This is a genomic window from Nonomuraea sp. NPDC050328 (genome assembly GCF_044459405.1).
Classification (GTDB): Bacteria; Actinomycetota; Actinomycetes; order Streptosporangiales; family Streptosporangiaceae; genus Nonomuraea.
The window spans coordinates 45161-67002 of the sequence record NZ_JBITIW010000007.1; the positions used below are offsets into that span (position 1 = coordinate 45161).

Here is a 21842-nt window from a genome sequence, read left to right on the forward strand (position 1 = left end):
CCGGACGGCCCGACGGATGGATCCCACGGCACCGTCCTTCCCCAAGTCTGTCGTTACCAGCGTCTTTCCCGCCACCTTTTATGTCGTGCGGGAAAGACCCGGTCGGATTTATGCCCACTCGACCAGGGTTTTACGCCCGTCCGGTGCGAGCGGCTCAGCCCGCAGCGAAGGTCTCCTCGGCGGGGCCGCGCGCGCTATAGCCTCCTGAGCATGACGCGACAGCCGTACCCCACAGCCCGCCGTGGCGAGATCGTCGACGATCTGCATGGCACCTCGGTGCCCGACCCGTACCGCTGGCTGGAAGACCCCGACGACGCCGAGGTCAAGGGCTGGCTGCTCGCGCAGGAGGAGCTGTTCCGCCGCGAGAGCAAGCCGCAGCGCTTCAAGGAGCGCATCGCCGAGCTGCTGAAGTCCGGTTCGGTCGGCGTGCCGAGCTGGCGCGGTGAGCGCCACTTCTTCGCGCGCCGCACGCCCGAGCAGGAGCACGCGGTCTACTACGTGGTCGAGCCCGACGGCACCGAGCGCGCCCTGGTCGACCCGATGGCGCTCGACCCCTCCGGCCTGACCACGCTCGACGCGGTGCAGCCCGACAAGGAGGGCCGCCTGCTGGCCTACCAGATCTCGGTGGGCGGCAACGAGGAGTCGGCGCTCTACGTCGTCGACGTGACCTCGGGCGAGCGCGTCGAGGGGCCGATCGACCGCTGCCGCTACTCCCCCGTGGCCTGGTTGCCCGGCGGCGAGGCGTTCTACTACGTGCGCCGGCTGCCCTCGACCGAGGTGCCGGAGGGCGAGTCGCAGTTCCACCGCCGGGTCTACCTGCACCGCGTCGGCACCTCCACCGAGGACGACGTGATGATCTTCGGCGAGGGCCTGAAGATGACCAACTACTACGGCGTCTCGGTCTCCATGGACGGCCGCTGGCTGCAGGTCTCGGCGCACGAGGGCACGGCGCCGCGCAACGACGTGTGGGTGGCCGACCTCACCGCCTCCTCGCCCGACTCCCCCGAGCTGGTCGTGGTCCAGGAGGGCGTGGACGCCACCACCGGGCTGTGGTTCGGCCGCGACGGCCGGCTGTACGTGCACACCGACCGCGACGCCCCGCGCGGCCGCATCGCGGTGGCCTCGCCGGACAGCCCGGCCGAGTGGCGCGACCTCGTCCCGGAGGACCCCGAGGCCGTGCTGAGCGACTTCGCCGTGCTCGACGACGTCGAGCGCCCGGTGATGCTGGTCGGCTGGACGCGGCACGCGATCTCCGAGATCACCGTGCACGACCTGGCCACCGGCGAGCGCCTCGGCGAGGTGCCGACCCCGGGCCTGGGCAGCATCGGCGGCCTGTCCGAGCGTCCGGAGGGCGGCCACGAGGCGTGGTTCGGCTACACCGACAACACCACCCCGCCCACCATCCAGCGCTACGACGCGCGTACCGGCGAGACCACCCTGTGGGCGGCCTCCCCCGGCGCCGTCGAGGTGCCCGCGGTCCGCACCGAGCAGGTCTCCTACCGCTCCAAGGACGGCACCGAGGTGCGGATGCTGGTCATCTCGCCCGCCTCGGGCGAGGGTCCCCGCCCGACCATCCTGTACGGCTACGGCGGCTTCGGCATCTCGATGACGCCCGGCTACTCCGCCTCCATCCTGAGCTGGGTCGAGGCCGGCGGCGTCTACGCGATCGCCCAGCTCCGCGGCGGCGGCGAGGAGGGCGAGGACTGGCACCGCGCCGGCATGCTCGGCCACAAGCAGAACGTCTTCGACGACTTCCACGCCGCCGCCGAGCACCTCATCGCCACCGGCGTGACCACCAAGGAGCAGCTCGGCATCTCCGGCGGCTCCAACGGCGGCCTGCTGGTGGGCGCCGCGCTGACCCAGCGCCCCGACCTGTACGCCGCGGTGGTCTGCTCGGCGCCGCTGCTCGACATGGTGCGCTACGAGCAGTTCGGGCTGGGCGCGACGTGGAACGTGGAGTACGGCTCGGCCGCCGACCCCGAGGGCTTCGGCTGGCTGCACGCCTACTCGCCCTACCACCACGTCCGCGAGGGCGTGGAGTACCCGGCGACGTTGTTCACCGTCTTCCAGTCCGACACCCGGGTGCATCCGCTGCACGCCTGGAAGATGTGCGCCGCGCTGCAGCACGCCCAGGCCGGCGACCGGCCGATCCTGCTGCGCAACGAGACCGAGGTCGGGCACGGCGCCCGGTCGATCTCGCGCACGGTGGACCTGTCGGCCGACACGCTGACCTTCCTCGCCAGGCACACCGGCCTGTGAGTGAGCGCCGGCGGAGGATGGCCGCCTACGCGGTCGTCCTCCGCGACGAGGAGATCCTGCTCACCCGCTACGTCGGCGTGGACGAGAAGCACTGGACGATGCCGGGCGGCGGCGTGGAGTTCGGCGAGCACCCGCACGACACGGTCGTGCGCGAACTGGCCGAGGAGACCGGCTTCGAGATCGCGGTCGAGGGGCTGCTGGGCGTCGACTCCATCGTGTGGACGACGCCGGAGGGCCGGCCCCTGCACACCGTGCGGCTCTACTACGCCGCGCGGATCGTGGGCGGGGAGCTGCGGCACGAGGTGGGCGGGTCGAGCGACCTGGCCGCCTGGTTCCCGCTGGCCGAGGTGGGCCGGCTCGACCGGTCCTCGACGGTGGAGAGCGCGTTGCGCTTCCACGCCGAGCGGCCCGCGTCCGGGCACCTGGCTTTCGACGAACCGCAGGAACGAGTCATCCTGGGAGCATGACCGGGTTGCGGATGAGCGGGCGGGCGCCAGGCGCGTCACTGCGCCCGTTCGTGACGCGCCTGGTCGCCTACCGGGAGGAGTACGGCACGCCGCTGGAGCGGGACGAGCTGCCCTTCCCGGGGTCGGTGCTGATCTTCTGTATCGAGTCGGCCATGGAGGTGGACGGCGTCCCGTACACCTCCTTCACCGGCGGGCTGACCGACCGGGCCACGGCTACGCGGATCAGCGGGCCGACGGAGGGCGTGGAGGTCATGCTCACCCCGCTCGGGGCGCGCCGGTTGCTGGGCGTGCCGATGAGCGAGCTGACGAACCTGACCGTGCCGGCCGACGAGGTGCTGGGCGGGTGGTCGCGGGCGGTGTCCGCGCGGCTGGCGGCGGAGCCGTCCTGGGCGGGACGGCTGACGCTGGTGGAGGAACTGGTCGGGGCGAGGCTGGCGGAGGGTCCGGCGACCCGGCCGGAGATCGCGTGGGCGTGGGGGCGGTTGGTGCGCTCGGGCGGCCGGGCGGCGGTGGCGGAGCTGGCCGCTGAGCTGGAGTGGAGTCACCGGCACCTGGTGGCGCGCTTCCACGACGGGATCGGGCTGGCGCCCAAGGCGGCGGCGCGGATCATCCGCTTCGACCGGGCGCTCGGCCTGGTACGGGCGGGACGGCGGCCGGCCGAGGTGGCGGCGGAGTGCGGCTTCTTCGACCAGGCGCACCTCAACCGCGAGTTCCGGGCGCTCGCCGGGGCGCCGCCCGGCCGGTTCGTGCCCATCGGCCTTGATCGAGACCGCGGGCCGCAGGCTAGTGTCGCGCTATGAGCGACATTGTGCGGCTTAACCGGCGGTCGGTGGACGTCACGGTCGGCCTGGTGGCGGGGTTGAGCGAGGCCGACCTCGACCGGCCCACGCCGTGCGCCGGCTGGACCGTGCGGGACCTGGTGGAGCACCAGATCGTGCAGAACCACGGCTTCGCCTTCGCCGCCTCGGGGCAGCCGTCGGAGCTGGCCTTCTGGCAGCCGAAGCCGATGACCTCGCTGGGCGACTACCCCGCCTCCGCCCGCGCGGTGGTGGCGGCCTTCGCCGAACTCGGGGTGCTGGAACGCGCGTTCTGGTTGCCCGAGGTGCGCACCAGCGCGCCCATCCCGGCCCGGCTGGCGATCGGGTTCCACTTCATCGACTGCGTGGTGCACGGCTGGGACCTGGCCAAGGCGGTGGGCGTGCCGCCGCGGTTCGACGAGGACCTGCTGGCGGCCTGCCTGCCGCTGACGCTGGCCGTACCGGACACCGCCGAGGCCAGGCCGCCCGGCAAGGCGTTCGTGCGCGGCGTGCCGGTGGCCGAGGACGCGCCGGTGCTCGACCGGATCGTCGCCCACCTCGGGCGGCGGCCGGACTGGAGCCCGGAGCGGGCCGGGTAGTCAGCTCCGGTAGGTGCCGAAGTACCACGGGTTGCCCTCGGGGTCCTCGCAGGCGTACTCGCGCGAGCCGTACGGCTGGTCGACCAGCTCCATGGTGATCTTCGCGCCGGCGGCTCGCGCCCGCTCGCAGTGCGCGTCGGGGTCGTCGACGGCGACGTAGATGCCGGGACCGCCGGGCGCGCCGAGACCCAGCATGATCTTGTCGTCGCCGGCGCGGAGCTCGGCGTGGGACAGGACGCCTTCGGCGTTCTTGGACGTCTCGGTGGCCTCGAAGCCGAAGGCGGCCACGAGGAAGTCGACCGCGGCGGCGCAGTCGCGGTAACGGGCCAGGGCGTAAACGGTCTGAGTCATGCCCTCAGTCTCGCGCGGCGGCCGGGCCGGGTCTTGGACGAATCTGACCTGGCGATACGGTTTTCCGCCATCGAGGTCTGCGGATCGCCACCATGGCCGGGCGGGCCCGGCGCACCTAGCGTGACCTGGGTGATCAGTCTCAAGAACCTGAGCAAGCGCTACGGGGACCGGGTGGCGGTGGACGAGCTGAGCCTCGACCTGGCCACCGGCAAGGTGACCGGCTTCCTGGGGCCCAACGGGGCCGGCAAATCGACCACGATGCGCCTGATCCTCGGGCTCGACCGGCCCAGCGCGGGGCACGCGCTGGTGGGCGGCCGGCCGTACCGGAGCCTGGTGAACCCGCTGCGGACGGTCGGCGCGCTGCTGGACGCGCGCGCGGTGCATCCGGGGCGCAGCGGGCACGCGCACCTGGTCGCGCTGGCCCGCGCCAACGGCATTCCGCGGCGGCGGGTGGACGAGGTGCTGGAGGAGGTCGGGATGGGCGCGGCGGCCCGGCGGCGGGCCGGGGCGCTGTCGCTCGGCATGAGCCAGCGGCTGGGCATCGCCGCGGCGCTGCTCGGGGACCCGCCGGTGCTGATGTTCGACGAGCCGGTCAACGGGCTCGACCCGGACGGGGTGCGCTGGGTGCGCGGGCTGATGCGGTCGCTGGCCGCCGAGGGCCGCACGGTGTTCGTGTCGAGCCACCTGATGAGCGAGATGCAGCAGACCGCCGACCACCTGGTGGTGATCGGCAAGGGGCGGCTGCTGGTGGACGCGCCGCTGCGCGAGGTGCTGGCGCGCAGTTCGCTGACCGCCGTGGTGGTGCGCAGCCCGCACGCCGGGGAGCTGGCGGAGCGGCTGCGCGCGGCGGGCGCCGAGGCGGAGCGGACCGCCGAGCACGAGGTGGTGGCCACCGGGATGAGCGTGGAGGGGGTCGGGGACCTGGCCTTCGAGGCGGGCATCCGGGTGCACGAGCTGCGCGGGCGCGAGGCGTCGCTGGAGCAGGCCTACCAGGAGCTGACCGAGGGCAGCGTCGAGTTCGGCGCCGGGGAGAGGGTGCGAGGATGAGGGTGTTCGGCCAGGTGGTGGCGGCGGAGTGGGGCAAGCTGTGGTCGGTGCGCTCGACCTGGTGGTGCCTGCTGTCCGCACTGGCGCTCATGGTGCTGAGCGCGCTGACGCTCGGCGCGGGGGCGGCGACCGAGGCGTTGCGCCGGGGCACGGCGGCGGCGATCGAGGGCGGCGAGGCGGCCGTCTCGGCCACGGTGTTCGCCCAGTTCGCGCTGGTGGCGCTGGCCATGCTGGCGGTGACCGCCGAGTACGCCTCCGGGAGCATCCGGGCGACGCTGCAGGCGGTCCCGGCGCGTGGCGTGGTGCTCGGGGCCAAGGCGGTGGTCGTGGCCGTGGTGCTGGCGGTCGCCGGGGTGGTGTCGGCGCTGGTGTCGGCGGTCGTCGTCCATCTGGTGCTGTCGCTGGAGGCCTTCGAGCACTCGGGGGTGCTGCCGCCGGGTGAGACGGCGCTGGACGTGCTGCGGGTGGGCGCGTACTTCGCGCTGACCGGGGTGCTGACGCTCGGGGTCGGGCTGGCGCTGCGCAGCGCGGCCGGGACGCTGACGGTGGTGTTCATGGCGCTGCTCGGGCTGCCGCTCATGGTGCTGATGACCGGGAGCCAGGTGGCGGTCGAGGTGTCGCTGCGGATGCCGCTGTTCGCCGGGCTGGCGTTCATGGAGAGCACCGAGAACCTCATCGGCGGGCCGTTGCCGTACTCGGCCGGGGAAGGCTTCGGCTGGCTGGTGCTCTGGACTGGTTTGGCGGTCGTTGCCGGGTTTGTCGTGCTGCGCCGCCGGGACGCCTAGGCTCGGGGCCGTGTCGCTTCTCCGGCCCCTGACGGGGGTGTTGCTCGGGTTCGTGCTCGGTGTCGCCGAGCTGGCCTTCGCCCTGGTGGCGTGGCCCGCGTCGCGGCTGCCTGCCGTACGGCGGGGCCTCGGGTGGTTCCTGCGCCTGGAGCGGGCCCGGCTGGCGCGCTGGCTCGGCCACCGGGCTCCGGAGGAGGCGGCCGGCGGGTTCGGCTTCCTGGTGGCGCGCGGGGCGCTCGGCGTCGCCGGCGGGTACGGCTGCGCGGCAGGACTGTTCCTGGCGGTGCTCCTGGTCGGGGGCGGGCTGTGGGACCTCGTGCTGGGCCGCGCGCACGCGGTGCCGATCGAGCTGCCCGGCGTGAAGCTGATCACCAGCAGCTGGGCGCTCGGGCTGACCGGCGGGGTGGCGCTGCTGGCCTTCGTCGCCGCGCTGGCCCTGGTGGTCGCGGCGGCCGAGCGGCGGCTGGCCGACCGGATGCTCGGGCCGGGGACGGACGAGCTCCTGCGGCGGCGGATCACCGAACTGACCGTCACCAGGGCCGGGATCGTCCGCGCGGTGGACGACGAGCGGCGGCGGATCGAGCGCGACCTGCACGACGGGGTCCAGCAGCGCGCGGTGGCGCTGGCGATGCTGCTGGGCCGGGCCAAGGCCGGGACGGCCCGCCCCGACCTGGTCGACCAGGCCTACACCGAGGCCAGGCAGCTCCTGGACGAGCTGCGCAGCGTGGCCTGGCGGATCTACCCCACGGCCTTGGACGAGCTGGGCCTGCGCTCGGCCCTCGCCGGGGTGGCCGAGCGGGCGGGGGTGCCGGTGACCGTCCACTACCGCCTGGCCGGCCCGCCCGCGCCCGAGGTCGAGACCGCCCTGTACTTCGTCGCCCGCGAGGCGATCACCAACGCGATCAAGCACGCCGGCGCGGGTGACATCCTGGTGGTCGTGAGCGAAGACGAGCGCACGGTCTCGGTGGAGATCTCCGACGACGGCCGGGGCGGCGCCGACCCGGCCGGCGGCGGGCTGTCCGGCCTGGAGCGCCGGGTGCTGGCCCTCGACGGCCGGTTCACCGTCCAGAGCCCGCCGGGCGGCCCCACGCGGATCGCCGCGGCGCTTCCGAAGGCGGCGCCGTGCGGGTGATCCTGGCCGACGACTCCGTGCTCCTGCGCGAGGGGCTGGTCCGGCTGCTCGACGAGGCCGGGCACACGGTGCTGGCCGCGGTGGGCGACGGCGAGGCGTTGCTAGCCGCGGTGGAGCGGGAGCCGCCCGACGTCGCGGTGGTGGACGTGCGGATGCCGCCCACGCACACCGACGAGGGGCTGCGGGCGGCGCTGGAGATCCGCTCGCGCCGGCCCGGGGTGGGCGTGCTGGTGCTGTCGCAGTACGTGGAGAAGACCTACGCGGCCCGGCTCCTGACCGGGGACACCGCCGGGGTGGGGTACCTGCTCAAGGACCGGGTGTCCGAGGTGGCGGAGTTCCTGGAGTCGCTGGAGCGGGTGCGGTCCGGGGGCGCGGTCTTCGATCCCGAGGTGGTGCGGCAACTGCTGGCCCGGAGCTCGCGCGGGGAGTTGCTCGGCCGGTTGAGCCCTCGGGAGGTGGAGGTGCTGCGTCACCTCGCCCAGGGGTATGTGAACGCGGCCGTCGCCGAGCGGCTGCACGTGTCGTTGAGCACGGTCGAGAAGCACGTCAACGCGATCATGGACAAGCTGGAGCTGGAACGGGATCCGAGCTACAGTCGCCGGGTGCTGGCCATCCTGCGCTACCTGGACTCCTGACCGCCGCAGCGGCCGGTGACCGCGGGCGTCAGGTGGTGGCTCGGCGGCGGATCAGGGCTTCGATGCCGTCGAGGAGCAGGTCGAGCCCGAAGGTGAAGTCCTCGTCCTGCACCCAGCCCACCGCCCCGCGCATCGCCCCGGCGCGCATCGCCGCCGACAGTGCCGGATAGCCCGCCGGATCCACCAGGTCGGCCAGCACCTCGCCGTACTCCTCGGCTCCGCTGATCTCCGACCCGGCCACCGGTGGCCCCCCGCTGCCGCGCACGACCGCGGCGTCGGTGAGCGCGTACCCGGTGAGCGCGCTGGCCACGTTGACCCGCTCGCCGTGGTCGAGCCCCGTGCCCTCCAGTACGGCAAGCGCCCGGTCGAGCCAGAGCAGCCGCCGCGGCCCGAGCGGCGGCACGAGCATGCTGACCGACAGCAGCCAGGGGTGCTCCAGCAGGGCGTCCCGCTGCTGCCTGGTCCAGAGCGCGAGGTACTCCCGCCAGGCCGACTCCCCCGGCTCGGGCGGCGGCGGGGCGACCGCGTCGGCCATCGCGGTGAGCAGGTCCTCCTTGCTGTCCACGTACCGGTAGAGCGCGGTCGCGGCGACCCCGACGCGGGAGGCGACGTTCGCCATCGACACCCCCGCGAGCCCGTCGGCGTCGGCGAGCTCGATGGCCGCGGTGGTGATCGTCGCCAGGTCCAGCCGCGGTCGCGGCCCTCGCCGGTTCACCGGCTCCCGGCCCCACATGCGCTCCACCACGGACGGCAGCGACCGCTGCTCTTCCATCGCACCTCCCTTGACCCACTCCCTGGATTGTGCAGTATCTTGAAACTATGAATGGCCTACACAGTAAGGCGCTCACAGATTCCATTTCCGCCCGGGGCCTGGTCAAAGCCTTCGGGACGACCCGCGTCCTCGACGGGATCGACCTGACCGTGCCCACCGGCTCGCTCCTGGCCCTGCTCGGCCCCAACGGCTCGGGCAAGACCACCACCGTCCGCATCCTCACCACGCTGCTGCGCCCCGACGCCGGGAGCGCCAGCGTCGGCGGCTTCGACGTCAGCCGCCAGGGCGCCGCCGTACGCCGGACCATCGGCCTGACCGCGCAGCAGGCCACCGTCGACGACCTGCTCACCGGCCGGGAGAACCTCGAACTCTTCGCCGGCCTCTACCACCTGGGCCGCAGGCGGGCCCGGCAGCGGGCCCAGGAACTGCTCGACCGCTTCGACCTGGCCGGCGCGGCCGGCCGCCGGGTGGCCACCTACTCCGGCGGCATGCGGCGCCGGCTCGACCTCGCGGCCAGCATGGTCTCCGAGCCGCGCATCCTCTTCCTCGACGAACCCACCACCGGGCTCGATCCGCGCAGCCGCGCCGAGCTGTGGGCGGTCATCCGCGACCTGCTCGCCTCGGGCACCACCATCCTGCTCACCACCCAGTACCTGGAGGAGGCCGACCAGCTCGCCGACCGGGTCGTGGTCATCAACGGCGGCCGGGTCGTCGCCGACGACTCCCCCGCCGCCCTCAAGCGCCAGGTCGGGGCCGAGCGGCTGGTCCTGCACCTGGCCCGCGGCGAGGACCTGCCGCGCGCCGAGGCCGTCCTCGGCCTCCCTCCGGCCTCTCGCCCCGGACCCGGCGGGCTGACGCTGGGCCTTCAGGACTCCGACCACCTCCGCCGCACCCTCGACCTGCTCCACCGCGACGGCATCCCGGTCGAGCGGGTGGAACTGCGCACCCCCACCCTCGACGACGTCTTCTTCACCCTCACCGCCGCCACCGCGGCGACCCCCCTACCCCGCAGCGGAGGCACCGGATGAGCACCGCCCTGACCACGGGCGGCGACCTGTACCGCCTGGTCGGCCGCAACCTGCGCCGCGAGACCCGCATCCTCGACGGCCTGATCGTGAACACCGCCCTGCCGGTGATCATCATGGTGTTGTTCGTCTACGTCTTCGGCGGCGCGATCACCACCGGCTCCAGCGGGCTGGCCTACATCGACTTCGTCGTCCCGGCCGTCCTGCTCATGTCCGGCGGGTACGGCGCCGCCCTGACCGCGGTCAACATCGCCGAGGACATGACCGGCGGCATGATCGACCGCTTCCGCACCCTGCCCATCGCCGCCTGGGCCGTCCCCGCCGGACACGTGCTGGCCTCGGTCATCCGCAACGTCATGGCCTGTGGCTTCGCCCTTCTCGCGGCGATCGTCCTGGGCTTCCGGCCGGACGCCTCACTCACCGACTGGGCCTGGGTGCTGGTCGTCCTCGTCGGCTACGTCCTGGCGCTGTCCTCGGTGGCGGTGCTCTGGGGGCTGCTCGTCCGCTCCGCCCAGGCCGCCGGCGCCTTCAGCTTCGTCGTGCTCTTCCTGCCGTACCTGTCCGACGGCGTCGTCCCCGCCGAGACCATGCCCGGCGCCTTGCGCGAGTTCGCCTACCACCAGCCGGTCACCCCCATCGTGGCCACCCTCCGCTCCCTCCTCCTGGACCAGCCCCTGGGCACTTCGGGGTGGGTGGCCGCCGCCTGGCTGGGCGGCACGGTTGTCCTCAGCGTCCCCCTCGCCGCCCACCTCTTCCGCCGCCGCACCTCCTCCTGACCATCGCTCCCGACGGCCTCTTCGTGGGCTCCTCCTGCGGAGCATGAGCGGCTGACCTTGCCCGTCGGCCCGACGGGCACGCACGTCGGGGAAGACCCGTAGATCGGCGTCCTACCCCGCCGGTAGACAGGCTGCATGCGGGGCAATGCCCGCTGTCCTCGGGCTCGGCAACGTGCGGGCTGTCCGGGAGCTCCTGTGCTGGAGACTTTCCGAGCCGGCTAGCGGTTTCCCGCGGTGAAACACCCTCACTCTCGGGGAGCGCGAGGGGCCGGTAGGCCCCTCGCCTCGGGGGTGTGGGGGGCAGCCGGAGGCGGCCCCCCACACCGGGCAGGGCCCGGGAAGGGAGGACCGTGGTTGGTCAGCGGTGGAAGACGATGGTTTTGTGGCCGTCGAGCACGACACGCTGCTCGGTGTGCCACTTGACCGCGCGGGCCAGGGCGACGCACTCCACGTCCCGGCCGATGGCGACGAGGTCCTGGGGTGAGTGGCTGTGGGTGACCCGGGCGACCTCCTGCTCGATGATCGGCCCCTCGTCCAGGTCGGAGGTCACGTAGTGCGCGGTGGCCCCGATGAGCTTGACGCCGCGGGCGTACGCCTGGTGGTAGGGCTTGGCGCCCTTGAAGGACGGCAGGAAGCTGTGGTGGATGTTGATCGCCCGCCCGGCGAGCTTGGCGCAGAGGTCCTCGGAGAGCACCTGCATGTACCGCGCCAGAACCACGAGGTCGGCCTGGTAGTGCTCGACGAGGGTGAGCACCTCGGCTTCCTGCCGGGGCTTGGTCTCGGGGGTGACCGGCAGGTGGTGGTAGTCGATGCCGTACGACTGGGTGAGGGGCCGCAGGTCGGGGTGGTTGGAGACGACGGCCACGATCTCGATGTCGAGCGCCCCGGAGCGCACCCGGTAGAGCAGGTCGTTGAGGCAGTGGTCGAACTTGCTGACCATGATGAGCACGCGCGGCTTGACCGCGAGGTCGCGCAGGGTGAACTCCATGCCGAGCCCGGCGAGAGCCGTACGCAGGACGTCTTCGGTCACGGGTGAGGTGAACTGGACCCGCATGTAGAAGCGCTCGGCGCCGAACTGCTGGCTCTCGGTGATGTTGCAGCCCTGTTCGGCCAGGAGTCCGGAGACGGCGGCGACGACGCCGGGCCGGTCGGGACACGACAGGGTCAGAACGTATTCGGCGTCGGTCATGCCTTCACCCTCGAGGAGGTCGGATCGTACGGAGCCTTCAGGCTGATCTGGGCAGGGTACAGGGCCCCGGCCAGGTCGACCTGGACCTTTCCCGGCAGCGGCTCGGCGACGACGGCGAGCGCGACCACCCGGCCCAGGGTCGGACTGTAGGCGGCGGAGGTGACGTAGCCTACCGGCCCCGCGTCGGTGAGGAGGGACTCGCCTCCCCACAGGTGGGCGGCCGGGTCGTCGACGGTGAGGGAGACGACGCGCCGGGCGGGTGCGGTCAGGGCGCGCTCGGCGCCGCGGTAGCCGCCGCCGGGCCGGCAGGTGAAGCGGAGCCCGGCTTCGGCGGGGGTGAGGTCGGGTCCGAGCTCGCGGCCCCAGGCGCGGTAGCCCTTCTCCAGGCGCATGGCCTCGATGGCGTAGTAGCCGGCCTGGGTGAGCCGGCCGGTGCCGAGCAGGGTCTCGTAGACGGTCACGGCGAACTCGCTGGGCACGTAGAGCTCCCAGCCGAGCTCGCCGACGTAGGTGACGCGGGTGGCCCGCACGGTGGCGTGCCCGAGGTCCACCAGCCGGGAGGTGCCGAAGTCGAAGGCGGTGAAGTCGGCGCTGGACAGCGACTGCAGGATGGAGCGCGACTCCGGTCCCATCACGCCGAAGACCGCGTAGGCGCTGGTGACGTCCACCAGGACCGCGCGCTGGTCGCCGATGCCCTTGGACAGGTGGTCGAAGTCGCGGGTGGCCTGCGCCGAGCCGCTGACGACGAGGTACTCGTCCCGCGCGACGCGGGTGAGCGTGAGGTCGGACTCGTAGCCGCCCCGGTCGTTGAGCATCCCGGTGTAGACCACCCGCCCGACCTCGACGTCCACCTCGGCGCAGCACAACCGGCGCAGCACCTGGCAGGCGTCCGGCCCCTTCAGCACGAACTTGGCGAAGGAGGTCTGGTCGAACAGGGCCGCACCGGTGCGGCAGGCCGTGACCTCGGCGTCCACGTGCGCCTGCCATTCGGGCCGCTCGAAGGTGTACGGCGCCGCCGGCCCGAAGTAGCTGACCCGCTCCCACCCCATCTTCGACCCGAAGCACGCCCCCGAGGCGGCCAGCAGGTGGTGGACCGGCGAGCGGCGGAGCGGCCGGGCGGTCTCCAGCTCGCGGTTGGGCCACGACATGGCGTAGTGCAGCCCGAGCGTCTCGGTGACGCGCTCGCGCAGCCAGGCCGGGTTGCCCGCCCAGGGGGCGAAGCGCCGCAGGTCGGCGGGCCACAGGTCGCTGGTGGGGCTGCCGTTGACGATCCATTCGGCCAGCGCCCGGCCCGCCCCGCCGGCCGAGGCGATGCCGGCGGAGTTGAAGCCCGCGGCGACGAAGTAGCCCGCCACCGCGGGGGCCTCGCCGAGCAGGAACATGTTGTCGGGGGTGAAGCTCTCGGGCCCGTTGTAGAACATGCGCACGCCGGTGGACTCCAGGGCGGGCACCCGCTGGACGGCGTTCTCCATGATGATCGAGAACTGGTCCCAGTCCTCGTCGAGGAGCTGGAACTCGAAGGGGTGCGGGATGCCGTCCATCCCCCACGGTTTGGCGTCGGGCTCGAAGCCGCCGACGACCAGGCCGCCGACCTCTTCCTTGAAGTAGGCGTAGCCGTCCGGGTCGCGCAGGACCGGCAGGTCGGGCCGGACGCCGTCGATCGGGGCGGTGACGATGTAGTAGTGCTCGGCCGAGTGCAGCGGCACGGTGACGCCGGCCTGCCGGCCGAGCTCGCGGGCCCACTGGCCGGCGCAGTTGACCAGGACCTCGCACTCGATGAAGCCTTCTGAGGTGTGCACGCCGTGCACCCGTCCGTCGCGCACGACGGTGTCCAGGACGCGGAGGCGCTCGACGACCTGGACGCCGTGCCGCTGGGCGCCGCGGGCGAGCGCCTGGGTGAGGTCGGCGGGGTTGGCCTTGCCGTCGCCGGGCAGCCAGACCGCGCCGACCAGGTCGTCGGTGCGCATGACCGGCCACAGCTCGGCGGCCTCGGCGGGCGAGACGACCTCGGCGGTGATGCCGTAGGTGCGGGCCTGGGCGGCGGTGCGGCGGAGCTGGGTCATGCGTTCGGGGGTGCGGGCGACGCTGACGCTGCCGCACTGCTTCCAGCCGGTGCCGAAGCCGGTCTCGGCCTCCAGCCTGCCGTACAGGTCGGTGCTGTACTGGATCAGGCGCGTCATCGACTCGGTGCTTCGGAGCTGGCCGACCAGGCCGGCGGCGTGCCAGGTGGTGCCACAGGAGAGCTGGCCCTGCTCCAGCAGGACGACGTCGGTCCAGCCGAGCTCGGCCAGGTGGTAGGCGACGCTGCAGCCGGCGATGCCCCCGCCGACGATGACAACCTGCGCACGTAGCGGGAGAACGCCATTCTTCACGAAAGATCCCTATGTTTTCCGGGGCCAGGCGCGGAGGTTGCGCAACATGGCGATGAAGGCTTGTTCGGCGGGCCCGAGCAGCCGGTCGCGGCGGTGGGCCAGCACGATCGGCCGGGGCTTGGGTGCGGGGGTGATCTCGACCGCCGCCAGCCGCCCGTCGGCCAGTTCCTGCTCGACGCAGTGCTCGGAGACCAGCGAGACGCCGAGCCCGGCGGCGACCGCCTGCTTGATCGTCTCGGGTCCCCAGATCTCGGCGCGGTCCTTGAGCCCCCACGTCTCCATGGCCTGCTCCTGCAGGTCGCGGGTGGAGGAGCCGGGCTCGCGGATGAGGAAGCGCTCGCCGGCCAGTTCGCCCGGCTCCGCCGTACCCGCGCCGGCCAGGCGGTGGCCGGGCTGGGTGATGAGGACCAGCCGGTCCTCCAGGATCGGCTCGCTGACGAGCTGGGCGGCGGTGGGCACCCCGGCCAGCACCGCGACGCCGATCTCGCCGTCGACCAGGCCGCGCTCGACTTGCTGGCCGTTGCCGGTCCGGATGCCGATCTCGATGCCGGGGTGGCGGTCGCGGAAGGCGGCCAGCAGCGGCGGCAGGAGGTAGGTGCCGACGGTGGTGGTGCCTCCCGCGACCAGCGTCCCGGTCTGCAGGCCGGAGACCTGGCGGATGGCCGCGACGGCCTCGTCGGCCAGCAGGAAGACGCGCTTGGCGTACTCCAGCATGACCTCGCCCTCCGGGGTGAGCCGGATGCGGGCCCCGCTGCGGTCGATCAGGGTGGTGCGCAGTGCCTGCTCAAGCTGCCTGACCTGGTGGGAGACCGACGGCTGGCTGAGGTAGAGCTTCTGCGCGGCGGCCGAGAAGCCGCCGCACTCCACCACCGTCATGAAGATCCAGAGCCGGTGCAGGTTGAGCTGCATGTCGTGTTAACCCCTAGCCGCGGCGATCGAGTCGCGGAGCGCGTCCTCGAGCTCCTCCAGCCGGTGCCAGGGAATCTCCCCCATCGTGCAGATCCGGAAGAAATCCGCGGAAAGTTGCCCCTGACCGGCGTAGATAACATAACCGCGCTTCTTGAGCTCATCGTGAAGCCGGTCGTACGTGACGCTTTCCGGCAGATGAAGCATCGTTACCGTGTTGGACCGGAACCGTTCATCGACCAGGATCCGCAGCCCGAGGCGCTCGAACTGGCCGCGCACCAGCGCCGCCCGCTCCCGGTAGAGCTTGGTGCGGGCCTCGAAGCCGCCCTGGTCGGCGTACTCGGCCAGCGCCTCGTCGAGGGCATAGCAGACCTGCACCGCCGGGGTGAAGGGCACGTCGCTCTTGAGGTAGCTGGCGGCGTTGAGGTAGAGGCTGCGCTCGGGGGCCTCGTGGAAGCGCTCGATCGCCCGCGCGCTGGACAGCAGGAAGGAGATGCCCGGCTGGCCGTGCAGGCCCTTGTTGGCGGTGCCGCAGATGACGTCCGCCTTGACCTCGGCCAGGTCCTGGTCCTCGATCGCGGTGCCGGAGATGGCGTCGATCACGAAGAGCGCGCCGTGCGCGGCGACGATCTCGCCGATCTCCTTGATCGGGTTGATCAGGCCGGTGGTGGTCTCGTGGTGCACGCAGATCACCGCGTCCACGTCGTCGCGGCCGGCCAGCGCGGCGGCCACCGCCTCCGGCGAGGCCGGGACCGTCCAGTCGCTCCCGACCTCGTCGAAGGGGATGCCGTGCGCCTTGGCGATCTTGATCATCCGGTCGCCGTAGACGCCGTTGTTCACGACGAGCACGCCTCGGCCCGCGCGGACCGAGCTGATGACCGCCATCTCCATGGCCGCGGTGCCCGACCCGGTCACGAGCAGGGCCTCGTGCGTGCCGGCCAGGTTCAGGGCGCGCGGGAGCGCCTCCCGGATCCGGAACAGCAGCTCGCTGAACTCCGGCTCGCGGTGGCAGAGGTCACCGCGCAGCAGGGCGTCCTTGACCCGCTGCGACGTGCAGGCCGGGCCGGGATTCAACAGAATGAGCTCTTGGTCCATCATCCACTCGATCTTGGGTAGGTATCGGGCATTACGGACGCTAGCTTCGGGGTCCACCGCGGAACAGCCTGGATTTCGCTATGGCCCCCATAGCCAAAGCGGTCCGGCCGGGTGTTGCCCGCCAGAGAGCGGACGGATGGGATGGATCGGTGACGTTAGAGCTGCTGGTCGCCTGCATGTTCGCCGTCGTGTCCGGCATGAACGACGGCGGCGCCCTGCTGGCGACGGGGCTCAAGCTGCCGAGCGTGCGCCCGCTGACCGGGGTGCTCACCCTGGTCGTGCTGATCGCGCTGGTCCCGCTGGTGACCAGCCAGGTCGCGCTGACCTTCGTGACCAGGCTGGCCTCCTTCGACGGCCCCGGCGGCCGGCAGGCCATGACCGTCGGCGTGCTGGTGGCGGTGGCGGTCGCGATGACGCTGAGCGCCCGGGGCCGGCCGACCAGCCTGACCCTGGCCGTCGTGGGGGCGCTGACCGGCGCGGGGCTCGGCTGGGGGCTGCCGGTCTCGCCCGGCTGGGTGGTGCTCGTGCTCGCCGTCGGCCTCGCCTCCCCCTTCGTCGGCGCGCTGGTGTCGTGGGCGGTGACCCGGCTGCTGACCGGCCTGTCCACCTCGGGCGCGCTGCGCCGCTGGCACGTGGCCGGCTTCTGGCTCCAGGGGCTCGCCTACGCGGCCAACGACGGCCAGAAGATGCTGGCCGTCTTCCTGATCGCCACCGGCACGGGCGGCCTGCCGGTGACCGCCGCCACCGCGGGCCTGTTCGCCCTCGGCGCGCTGTACGGCATGCCGCGGGCCGGCCGTACGCTCTCGCGCGAGATCCTGGCCTCGCGCCCGCTGCACGGGGTGGCCGCCGAGCTGGGCGCCGGCCTCACCGTGGTGGGCTGCGCGGCGGCCGGGACGCCGGTGTCGATGACCCAGGCCATCGCCGGCGGGCTGATCGGCGCCGGAGTGTCGCACGGCGGTGGCCGGGTCCGCTGGTACGCGGCGGTCAAGATCGTGTCAGCGTGGATGCTCACCCTCCCGGTGAGCCTGGTGCTCGCCGCCGGCGCGGCGTTCTTCGTCAAGGAGGTTCTCGGGTGAGACGGCTGCGGCGGATCCGCGATCTGCTCAGCGGGCGCATGGACGGTGCGCTCACGGAGGCGCTGCTCGGCCAGCTCGAAGCCACCAAGCAGGGGGCCTGGCTGGCCATGGCCATGATCAGTGGCGAGGTGGGGCGCACCGGGGCGCACGAGCAGATGCGCGCCATCGAGCACCTGGGCGACGAGGAGCGCCGGCGCCTGGTGGACGAGCTGCGCGACGCGCTGGTCACGCCGATCGACCGCGAGGACCTGTTCCGGCTGTCGCGCTCGATCGACGACGTGCTCGACTCGCTGCGCGACTTCGTGCGCGAGTCGCACCTGTACCGGGTGCCGGACCAGATCCGCTTCAGCCCGCTGCTCGACCAGGTCATCACCGGGATCGACGCCCTGGAGAACGCGGTGCGCGACCTGGCCTCGCGCCCGTCGGCCGTGGTACACGACGCGCTGGAGGCCAAGAAGGTGGGCGGGGCGATCCGCCGGATGTACCAGTACGAGATCTCGCGGATCTTCTCCGGCGAGCTGACCGCCGAGGCGATGAAGGAACGCGAGCTCGTCCGGCGCCTGGAGATCGTGGGCATGGCCATCGGCGAGGCCGCCGACGCCATCGCCGACGGGGCGATGAAGAGGTGAGCGGCGTGGAGCAGGCGAACGACCGGCCGGCGGCGCGCGTGGTGGCGCTGGATCGGGAAGGCCGGGTGCTGTTGATGCACTGGCGCGACTACGTGAGCGGCGCGGAGCTGTGGGAGCCGCCGGGCGGGGGGATAGACCCGGGAGAGAGCGCGCTGGAGGCGGCCCGGCGGGAGTTGACCGAGGAGACGGGACTGCCCGGCTCAGCGGTCGAGCACATACATGTGCTGGTCGAGCGCGACTTCACCTGGCTGGGCGAGCGCTACGTGAAGTCGGAGCCGTTCTACCTGGCCAGGCTCGCGATCAGCGAGCCCCCGGTGGATCCGGGCGAGTTGACCGAGGAGGAACGGCGGACCTACCTGGGCTACGGGTGGTTCGACCCGGGCGAGCTACCGCCTCATGTCGAGCCTCCCAACCTGGCCGCGGTGATCAGCGAGCTGACGTAGCCCGCCGCCGCCTCGGCCTCGGCGAAGCCGGCCGAGCCCGAGTCGTGCTCGACGTGGAAGCCGGCCTCGGCCGCGCTGACCTTCACCGCGCCGGCGACCAGCACCGGGCCGCGGTGCTGCGGCGGGTCGTAGCGGTTCTGGAAGAGCGCCAGCCGCAGGTGCCGGACGAGCAGCGCCCGGACCCCCTCCCCGGCCAGCAGCTCCTGCAGCCGCAGGAGCTGCTCGATCTGTTCTTCTTCCGCCCGTTCAGGAATGACGGACGCCTGCACAGCGCGCATTGGCACCACATGTCCTTAAGTCGGTGGGATTTTCCCTGCCCTGACACCAGAGTGCACTTGAGTGACTACTCTAGGTACCGACACCGGTGCCACACAGCCCTTGTGTGGCTACCAATCTGGTTTGTAGAACCGTGTAGAACCGGAGCGACGATGCCCCCCGCACGCGAGCTCGATCCGAGTTCCAGTCCGCTGGCGTTCTTCGGCTCCGAGTTACGGGAACACCGGATGCGCGCCGGCCTGTCCCAGGAGCAGCTGGCCGAGCGGCTCAGCTACAGCCTGTCGCTGGTGTGCGCGGTCGAACTCGCGAAACGCAGCCCGTCTCGCGACTTCGCCGAGCGCGCCGACCAGGTCCTGGAGACCGGCGGCGAGCTGTCGAGGCTCTGGCCGCTGGTCCGGCAGGCGGTCTACCCCGCCTGGTTCCGGCCCTGGCTGGAGATCGAGCAGACGGCGCGCACGCTGCAAACCTGGCAGCCCCTCCTGGTGCCAGGTCTGCTGCAGACGGAGGAGTACGCGCGGGAGATCCTCCGGCGCGAACCGGGCGCCACCGCCGAACAGGCGGAGGAGGCGGTCGCCGCCCGGATGATCAGGCAGGCCATCCTGCACCGGCCGGACCCGCCCATGTACTGGGCGGTGCTGGACGAGTGGGTGCTGCACCGGCCGGTCGGCTCCGCCGAGACAATGCGCGGGCAGATCCGGGCCCTCCTGGAGGCCTCCGACCTGCCCAACGTGGTCGTCCAGGTGGTGCCGAAGGACAGTCCGGCCGTGCCGGGGCTCACCGGGGCGTTCGTCGTCGCGAGGACGCCGGGCGAACCGGACCTGGTCTATCTCGAATCGGCGGGAGAGGGGTATGTGACCGACCGTCCGCTGGACGTGGAGTCGATCACCCGCCGGTACGACGTCATCCGGTCACTCGCCCTACCGGTTCACGCGAGTCTACATTTGCTGTCAGAAGCAGAGGAGAATCTATGAAGGAGATCATCTGGCGCAAGTCCCGCCGTAGCGGCAGCAACGGCGGGGACTGCGTCGAAGTGGCCGTCCTCGAGACCCCCGAGGACGTCGCCACGCCCAAGGCGCAGGCCGACCGCCTGTTCGTCCTGCGCGACTCCAAGGACCCCGAAGGTCCGCGGCTCTACTTCACGCCGGCCGAATGGGAGGCTTTCCGCCTCGGCATGAAGGACGGCGAGTTCGACGACCTGAGCTGATCGCGGCCAGGTACGCCCCCTCCCTACGGGGAGATTCTCACCTCTCGGCATTACATCGTTCCAAGCGGCTCCGCCTGCCCCGAGAGGCGGCGCCGCTCAGCCCAGTTCCGCCAGCGTCGCGGGGATCAGCTCGCGCAGCAACCCGCCGCCGACGCGGTCGTGCTCGTCCTCCACGCTCCCGCCGGTGGCCAGCGCCCGGCGGTAGGCCGCCCGCTCCGCCTCCCCCGGGTACGGCAGCGCGGTCAGGGCGCACGCCAGCCGGATCCGCCCGTCGTCCCGCCGGTCGACGGTGACCACGTGGGTCCGCAGCCAGCTCTCGTCGGCCCCGCCGAACCAGCCGCACTTCACCGCGACCTCGCCGGGGAACAGCTCCCGCACCCCGAAGGTCTGCGTGGCGGCCACCATCCACTGCAGGATGCGCTGCGCGTCGCGGTCGCCGAACGACCCCGCCTGGGCCAGCGCCGCGTAGGCGGTGACCACCTCGGAGGCGGCCACCTCGACCGACCCGAACGAGGCCGGATCGGTGCTCGGCGGCGCCCAGCGCACCCCGGTGCGCTCGGCGAGGCGGTCGAGGATCACCAGCGGCCCGGTGCCCAGCCACAGCCGCAGCGTGTCGGCGTTCGACGACTCGACCACCGCGGGCTCGGCCGCCGAGGCCCACTCGGGGGTCCGGTCGGCCACCCAGGCGTAGAGCGGCTTGAGCAGCGAGGCGCAGCGCAGGCGCTGGTTGCCGAGACGGAACCCGGCGGCTCTGGCGGGCCCGCCGTACCCGGTGACCAGCCCGGCGGCCTGCACGGCGGCGCCGGAGTCGAGGTCGCGCACCAGCGCGTCGAAACTCATGGCGTCACCGTAGAGCATGCGGAAAGAACTCGTCCGCAATGCTGGTTAGCGTGGGCCCGTGAACTTCTCCTGGAGCCAGGTCTCCGCCCGCCGTCTTGCCCGCCACCACCTGTCCGCCCCGGCGGAGGGGCTGCCGCTCGCCGAGGTGGTGCGGCGCATGGGCAGCACGCACGCCCAGGTGATGTCCGCCGCCGAGCTCGGGCTGGGCCTGCGGAGCAAGGGTGCGACGCGGCAGAGCGTGCGCGAGGCGCTGTGGCAGGAGCGCAGCCTGGTCAAGACGTTCGGGCCGCGTGGCACCGTGCACCTGCTGCCGGCGGAGGACCTGCCGGTCTGGCTGGGCGCGTTGTCGGCCCTGCCGTCCGCCACGGCGGCCACGCCGGAGATGCGGATGCCGGCCGAGCAGGTCGAGGCGGTGATCGCGGCGATCGGCGAGGCGCTGGACGGCCAGGAGCTGACCGTCGACGAGCTCGACGCCGAGGTGGTCGCGCGCACCGGGCCGTGGGCGGGCGACCTGGTGATGCCGGCCTTCCAGGGGTGGTGGCCGCGCTGGCGGCAGGTGATCTCGGTGGCCGCGCACCGCGGCGTGCTCGCCTTCGGCGCCGGCCGTGGCCGCAAGGTCACCTACGTCAACCCGCGGATCGAGCCGGCGCCGGCCGACTCGTCCCTGGAGCAGGTGGCGACCTGGTTCCTGCACGCCTTCGGCCCGGCGACCCCGGAGCGCTTCGCGCACTTCATGAACGCGCCCAAGCCGCTCGGCCGCGCCGTGTTCGACCGGCTCGACCTGGAGGCGGTCACCGTCGAGGGCCGGCCGGCGGTGGTGGCGCGCGGCGACCTGTGGGTGCCGGACGAGCCGCCGTCGGGGGTGCTGCTCCTGCCGTACTTCGACTACTACAGCTATGCCGTCGGCAACGACAAGGAGCTGCTGCACCCCGGCCCGGCGGCCGAGCGCGTCATGGGCAAGAACTTCCAGACGCTGATCGTGGACGGGGTGGTGGCCGGGCTCTGGCACCAGAAGCGGTCGGGCAGCCGGCTGGCGGTCACCGTGGAGGCGCTGACCGCGGTCGACCTCGACCTGCTGGAGGAGCAGGTCATCCGGGTCGGTGAGATCATGGAGGCCCGGCCCACGCTGACCCTCGGCCCGGTGACCGTCGGCGGCCACGCCTGAGG

Annotated in this window: 24 protein-coding genes; 16 read left to right on the top strand and 8 right to left on the bottom strand. The window is 72.6% G+C overall.

What is annotated here, in order from left to right:
• Positions 1 to 210: 210 nt before the first annotated feature.
• The 4 genes from ACIBG7_RS25495 to ACIBG7_RS25510 are packed head-to-tail and all read left to right on the top strand — an operon-like array spanning position 211 to position 4122.
• Positions 211 to 2259, top strand: coding sequence for a prolyl oligopeptidase family serine peptidase (locus ACIBG7_RS25495; RefSeq protein WP_357933544.1), 2049 nt, complete (start codon positions 211 to 213; stop codon positions 2257 to 2259).
• Positions 2256 to 2726, top strand: a complete 471-nt coding sequence (locus tag ACIBG7_RS25500) for an NUDIX hydrolase (protein ID WP_397337794.1) — start codon at positions 2256 to 2258, stop codon at positions 2724 to 2726. The genes ACIBG7_RS25495 and ACIBG7_RS25500 overlap by 4 nt, the downstream gene beginning before the upstream one ends.
• Positions 2723 to 3526 carry a helix-turn-helix domain-containing protein gene (locus ACIBG7_RS25505; RefSeq protein ID WP_397337795.1) on the top strand — a complete coding sequence of 268 codons (804 nt, stop codon included), beginning with the start codon at positions 2723 to 2725 and terminating at the stop codon, positions 3524 to 3526. The genes ACIBG7_RS25500 and ACIBG7_RS25505 overlap by 4 nt, the downstream gene beginning before the upstream one ends.
• Positions 3523 to 4122: a TIGR03086 family metal-binding protein gene (locus ACIBG7_RS25510; RefSeq protein WP_397337796.1), complete on the top strand. Its 600-nt coding sequence runs from the start codon at positions 3523 to 3525 to the stop codon at positions 4120 to 4122. Before ACIBG7_RS25505 ends, ACIBG7_RS25510 begins: the two co-directional genes overlap by 4 nt.
• Here ACIBG7_RS25510 and ACIBG7_RS25515 read toward each other — a convergent pair whose 3' ends face one another.
• Positions 4123 to 4473: a VOC family protein gene (locus tag ACIBG7_RS25515; RefSeq protein WP_357933533.1), complete on the bottom strand. Its 351-nt coding sequence runs from the start codon at positions 4471 to 4473 to the stop codon at positions 4123 to 4125.
• Between the two features lie 129 nt (positions 4474 to 4602).
• On the opposite strand from ACIBG7_RS25515, the gene ACIBG7_RS25520 reads away from it, so the two are divergent.
• Genes ACIBG7_RS25520 through ACIBG7_RS25535 form a run of 4 tightly spaced genes read left to right on the top strand, consistent with a single transcriptional unit; the run spans position 4603 to position 8072 of the window.
• Positions 4603 to 5520, top strand: a complete 918-nt coding sequence (locus tag ACIBG7_RS25520; protein WP_397337797.1) for an ATP-binding cassette domain-containing protein — start codon at positions 4603 to 4605, stop codon at positions 5518 to 5520.
• A complete protein-coding gene (locus tag ACIBG7_RS25525; protein ID WP_397337798.1) occupies positions 5517 to 6305 on the top strand; it encodes an ABC transporter permease in 789 nt (262 codons plus the stop codon). The genes ACIBG7_RS25520 and ACIBG7_RS25525 overlap by 4 nt, the downstream gene beginning before the upstream one ends.
• Before the next feature lie 10 nt (positions 6306 to 6315).
• Entirely contained in the window at positions 6316 to 7437 is a 1122-nt protein-coding gene (locus ACIBG7_RS25530) for a sensor histidine kinase (protein WP_397337799.1), read from the top strand.
• Complete coding sequence (locus ACIBG7_RS25535; protein ID WP_357933522.1) at positions 7428 to 8072, top strand: response regulator transcription factor; 645 nt, start codon at positions 7428 to 7430, stop codon at positions 8070 to 8072. The genes ACIBG7_RS25530 and ACIBG7_RS25535 overlap by 10 nt, the downstream gene beginning before the upstream one ends.
• 28 nt (positions 8073 to 8100) lie before the next feature.
• Here ACIBG7_RS25535 and ACIBG7_RS25540 read toward each other — a convergent pair whose 3' ends face one another.
• Complete coding sequence (locus ACIBG7_RS25540; RefSeq protein WP_397337800.1) at positions 8101 to 8844, bottom strand: TetR/AcrR family transcriptional regulator; 744 nt, start codon at positions 8842 to 8844, stop codon at positions 8101 to 8103.
• A 47-nt stretch (positions 8845 to 8891) separates the two neighbouring features.
• Here ACIBG7_RS25540 and ACIBG7_RS25545 point away from each other — a divergent pair, with 47 nt between their 5' ends.
• Positions 8892 to 9872, top strand: coding sequence for an ATP-binding cassette domain-containing protein (locus ACIBG7_RS25545; protein ID WP_397337801.1), 981 nt, complete (start codon positions 8892 to 8894; stop codon positions 9870 to 9872).
• Complete coding sequence (locus ACIBG7_RS25550; protein WP_397337802.1) at positions 9869 to 10645, top strand: ABC transporter permease; 777 nt, start codon at positions 9869 to 9871, stop codon at positions 10643 to 10645. Before ACIBG7_RS25545 ends, ACIBG7_RS25550 begins: the two co-directional genes overlap by 4 nt.
• A gap of 358 nt (positions 10646 to 11003) precedes the next feature.
• Here ACIBG7_RS25550 and purU read toward each other — a convergent pair whose 3' ends face one another.
• The 4 genes from purU to ACIBG7_RS25570 are packed head-to-tail and all read right to left on the bottom strand — an operon-like array spanning position 11004 to position 16210.
• On the bottom strand, positions 11004 to 11834 hold the full coding sequence (gene purU / locus ACIBG7_RS25555) for a formyltetrahydrofolate deformylase (RefSeq protein WP_357933511.1): 831 nt from the start codon (positions 11832 to 11834) through the stop codon (positions 11004 to 11006).
• Entirely contained in the window at positions 11831 to 14206 is a 2376-nt protein-coding gene (locus ACIBG7_RS25560; protein WP_397337803.1) for an FAD-dependent oxidoreductase, read from the bottom strand. The genes purU and ACIBG7_RS25560 overlap by 4 nt, the downstream gene beginning before the upstream one ends.
• A 9-nt stretch (positions 14207 to 14215) precedes the next feature.
• Complete coding sequence (locus ACIBG7_RS25565; protein ID WP_397337804.1) at positions 14216 to 15115, bottom strand: LysR family transcriptional regulator; 900 nt, start codon at positions 15113 to 15115, stop codon at positions 14216 to 14218.
• A gap of 6 nt (positions 15116 to 15121) precedes the next feature.
• Positions 15122 to 16210 carry a pyridoxal-phosphate-dependent aminotransferase family protein gene (locus ACIBG7_RS25570; protein ID WP_397337805.1) on the bottom strand — a complete coding sequence of 363 codons (1089 nt, stop codon included), beginning with the start codon at positions 16208 to 16210 and terminating at the stop codon, positions 15122 to 15124.
• Between the two features lie 146 nt (positions 16211 to 16356).
• Here ACIBG7_RS25570 and ACIBG7_RS25575 point away from each other — a divergent pair, with 146 nt between their 5' ends.
• The 3 genes from ACIBG7_RS25575 to ACIBG7_RS25585 are packed head-to-tail and all read left to right on the top strand — an operon-like array spanning position 16357 to position 18355.
• A complete protein-coding gene (locus tag ACIBG7_RS25575) occupies positions 16357 to 17283 on the top strand; it encodes an inorganic phosphate transporter (protein WP_357933499.1) in 927 nt (308 codons plus the stop codon).
• On the top strand, positions 17280 to 17912 hold the full coding sequence (locus tag ACIBG7_RS25580; RefSeq protein ID WP_357933496.1) for a DUF47 family protein: 633 nt from the start codon (positions 17280 to 17282) through the stop codon (positions 17910 to 17912). The genes ACIBG7_RS25575 and ACIBG7_RS25580 overlap by 4 nt, the downstream gene beginning before the upstream one ends.
• A 5-nt stretch (positions 17913 to 17917) precedes the next feature.
• A complete protein-coding gene (locus ACIBG7_RS25585; RefSeq protein ID WP_397337806.1) occupies positions 17918 to 18355 on the top strand; it encodes an NUDIX hydrolase in 438 nt (145 codons plus the stop codon).
• Here ACIBG7_RS25585 and ACIBG7_RS25590 read toward each other — a convergent pair.
• Positions 18307 to 18633: a hypothetical protein gene (locus ACIBG7_RS25590; RefSeq protein WP_397337807.1), complete on the bottom strand. Its 327-nt coding sequence runs from the start codon at positions 18631 to 18633 to the stop codon at positions 18307 to 18309. The genes ACIBG7_RS25585 and ACIBG7_RS25590 overlap by 49 nt on opposite strands.
• A gap of 150 nt (positions 18634 to 18783) precedes the next feature.
• Here ACIBG7_RS25590 and ACIBG7_RS25595 point away from each other — a divergent pair, with 150 nt between their 5' ends.
• A complete protein-coding gene (locus ACIBG7_RS25595) occupies positions 18784 to 19602 on the top strand; it encodes a Scr1 family TA system antitoxin-like transcriptional regulator (RefSeq protein WP_397337808.1) in 819 nt (272 codons plus the stop codon).
• Complete coding sequence (locus tag ACIBG7_RS25600; RefSeq protein ID WP_357933486.1) at positions 19599 to 19835, top strand: DUF397 domain-containing protein; 237 nt, start codon at positions 19599 to 19601, stop codon at positions 19833 to 19835. The genes ACIBG7_RS25595 and ACIBG7_RS25600 overlap by 4 nt, the downstream gene beginning before the upstream one ends.
• 96 nt (positions 19836 to 19931) lie before the next feature.
• On the opposite strand, the gene ACIBG7_RS25605 is transcribed toward ACIBG7_RS25600, so the two are convergent.
• Complete coding sequence (locus tag ACIBG7_RS25605; protein WP_397337810.1) at positions 19932 to 20675, bottom strand: hypothetical protein; 744 nt, start codon at positions 20673 to 20675, stop codon at positions 19932 to 19934.
• A 58-nt stretch (positions 20676 to 20733) separates the two neighbouring features.
• Here ACIBG7_RS25605 and ACIBG7_RS25610 point away from each other — a divergent pair, with 58 nt between their 5' ends.
• Positions 20734 to 21840 (top strand): winged helix DNA-binding domain-containing protein, encoded by a 1107-nt coding sequence (locus ACIBG7_RS25610; RefSeq protein ID WP_397337811.1) that lies wholly within the window; start codon positions 20734 to 20736, stop codon positions 21838 to 21840.
• Positions 21841 to 21842: the final 2 nt, after the last annotated feature.

Coding starts and splice junctions, on each gene's coding strand:
- ACIBG7_RS25495 (WP_357933544.1), top strand. CDS start 211: ATGACGCGACAGCCGTACCCCACAGCCCGCCGTGGCGAGATCGTCGAC.
- ACIBG7_RS25505 (WP_397337795.1), top strand. CDS start 2,723: ATGACCGGGTTGCGGATGAGCGGGCGGGCGCCAGGCGCGTCACTGCGC.
- ACIBG7_RS25510 (WP_397337796.1), top strand. CDS start 3,523: ATGAGCGACATTGTGCGGCTTAACCGGCGGTCGGTGGACGTCACGGTC.
- ACIBG7_RS25515 (WP_357933533.1), bottom strand. CDS start 4,473: ATGACTCAGACCGTTTACGCCCTGGCCCGTTACCGCGACTGCGCCGCC.
- ACIBG7_RS25525 (WP_397337798.1), top strand. CDS start 5,517: ATGAGGGTGTTCGGCCAGGTGGTGGCGGCGGAGTGGGGCAAGCTGTGG.
- ACIBG7_RS25540 (WP_397337800.1), bottom strand. CDS start 8,844: ATGGAAGAGCAGCGGTCGCTGCCGTCCGTGGTGGAGCGCATGTGGGGC.
- ACIBG7_RS25545 (WP_397337801.1), top strand. CDS start 8,892: ATGAATGGCCTACACAGTAAGGCGCTCACAGATTCCATTTCCGCCCGG.
- ACIBG7_RS25550 (WP_397337802.1), top strand. CDS start 9,869: ATGAGCACCGCCCTGACCACGGGCGGCGACCTGTACCGCCTGGTCGGC.
- purU (WP_357933511.1), bottom strand. CDS start 11,834: ATGACCGACGCCGAATACGTTCTGACCCTGTCGTGTCCCGACCGGCCC.
- ACIBG7_RS25565 (WP_397337804.1), bottom strand. CDS start 15,115: ATGCAGCTCAACCTGCACCGGCTCTGGATCTTCATGACGGTGGTGGAG.
- ACIBG7_RS25570 (WP_397337805.1), bottom strand. CDS start 16,210: ATGATGGACCAAGAGCTCATTCTGTTGAATCCCGGCCCGGCCTGCACG.
- ACIBG7_RS25590 (WP_397337807.1), bottom strand. CDS start 18,633: ATGCGCGCTGTGCAGGCGTCCGTCATTCCTGAACGGGCGGAAGAAGAA.
- ACIBG7_RS25595 (WP_397337808.1), top strand. CDS start 18,784: ATGCCCCCCGCACGCGAGCTCGATCCGAGTTCCAGTCCGCTGGCGTTC.
- ACIBG7_RS25600 (WP_357933486.1), top strand. CDS start 19,599: ATGAAGGAGATCATCTGGCGCAAGTCCCGCCGTAGCGGCAGCAACGGC.
- ACIBG7_RS25605 (WP_397337810.1), bottom strand. CDS start 20,675: ATGAGTTTCGACGCGCTGGTGCGCGACCTCGACTCCGGCGCCGCCGTG.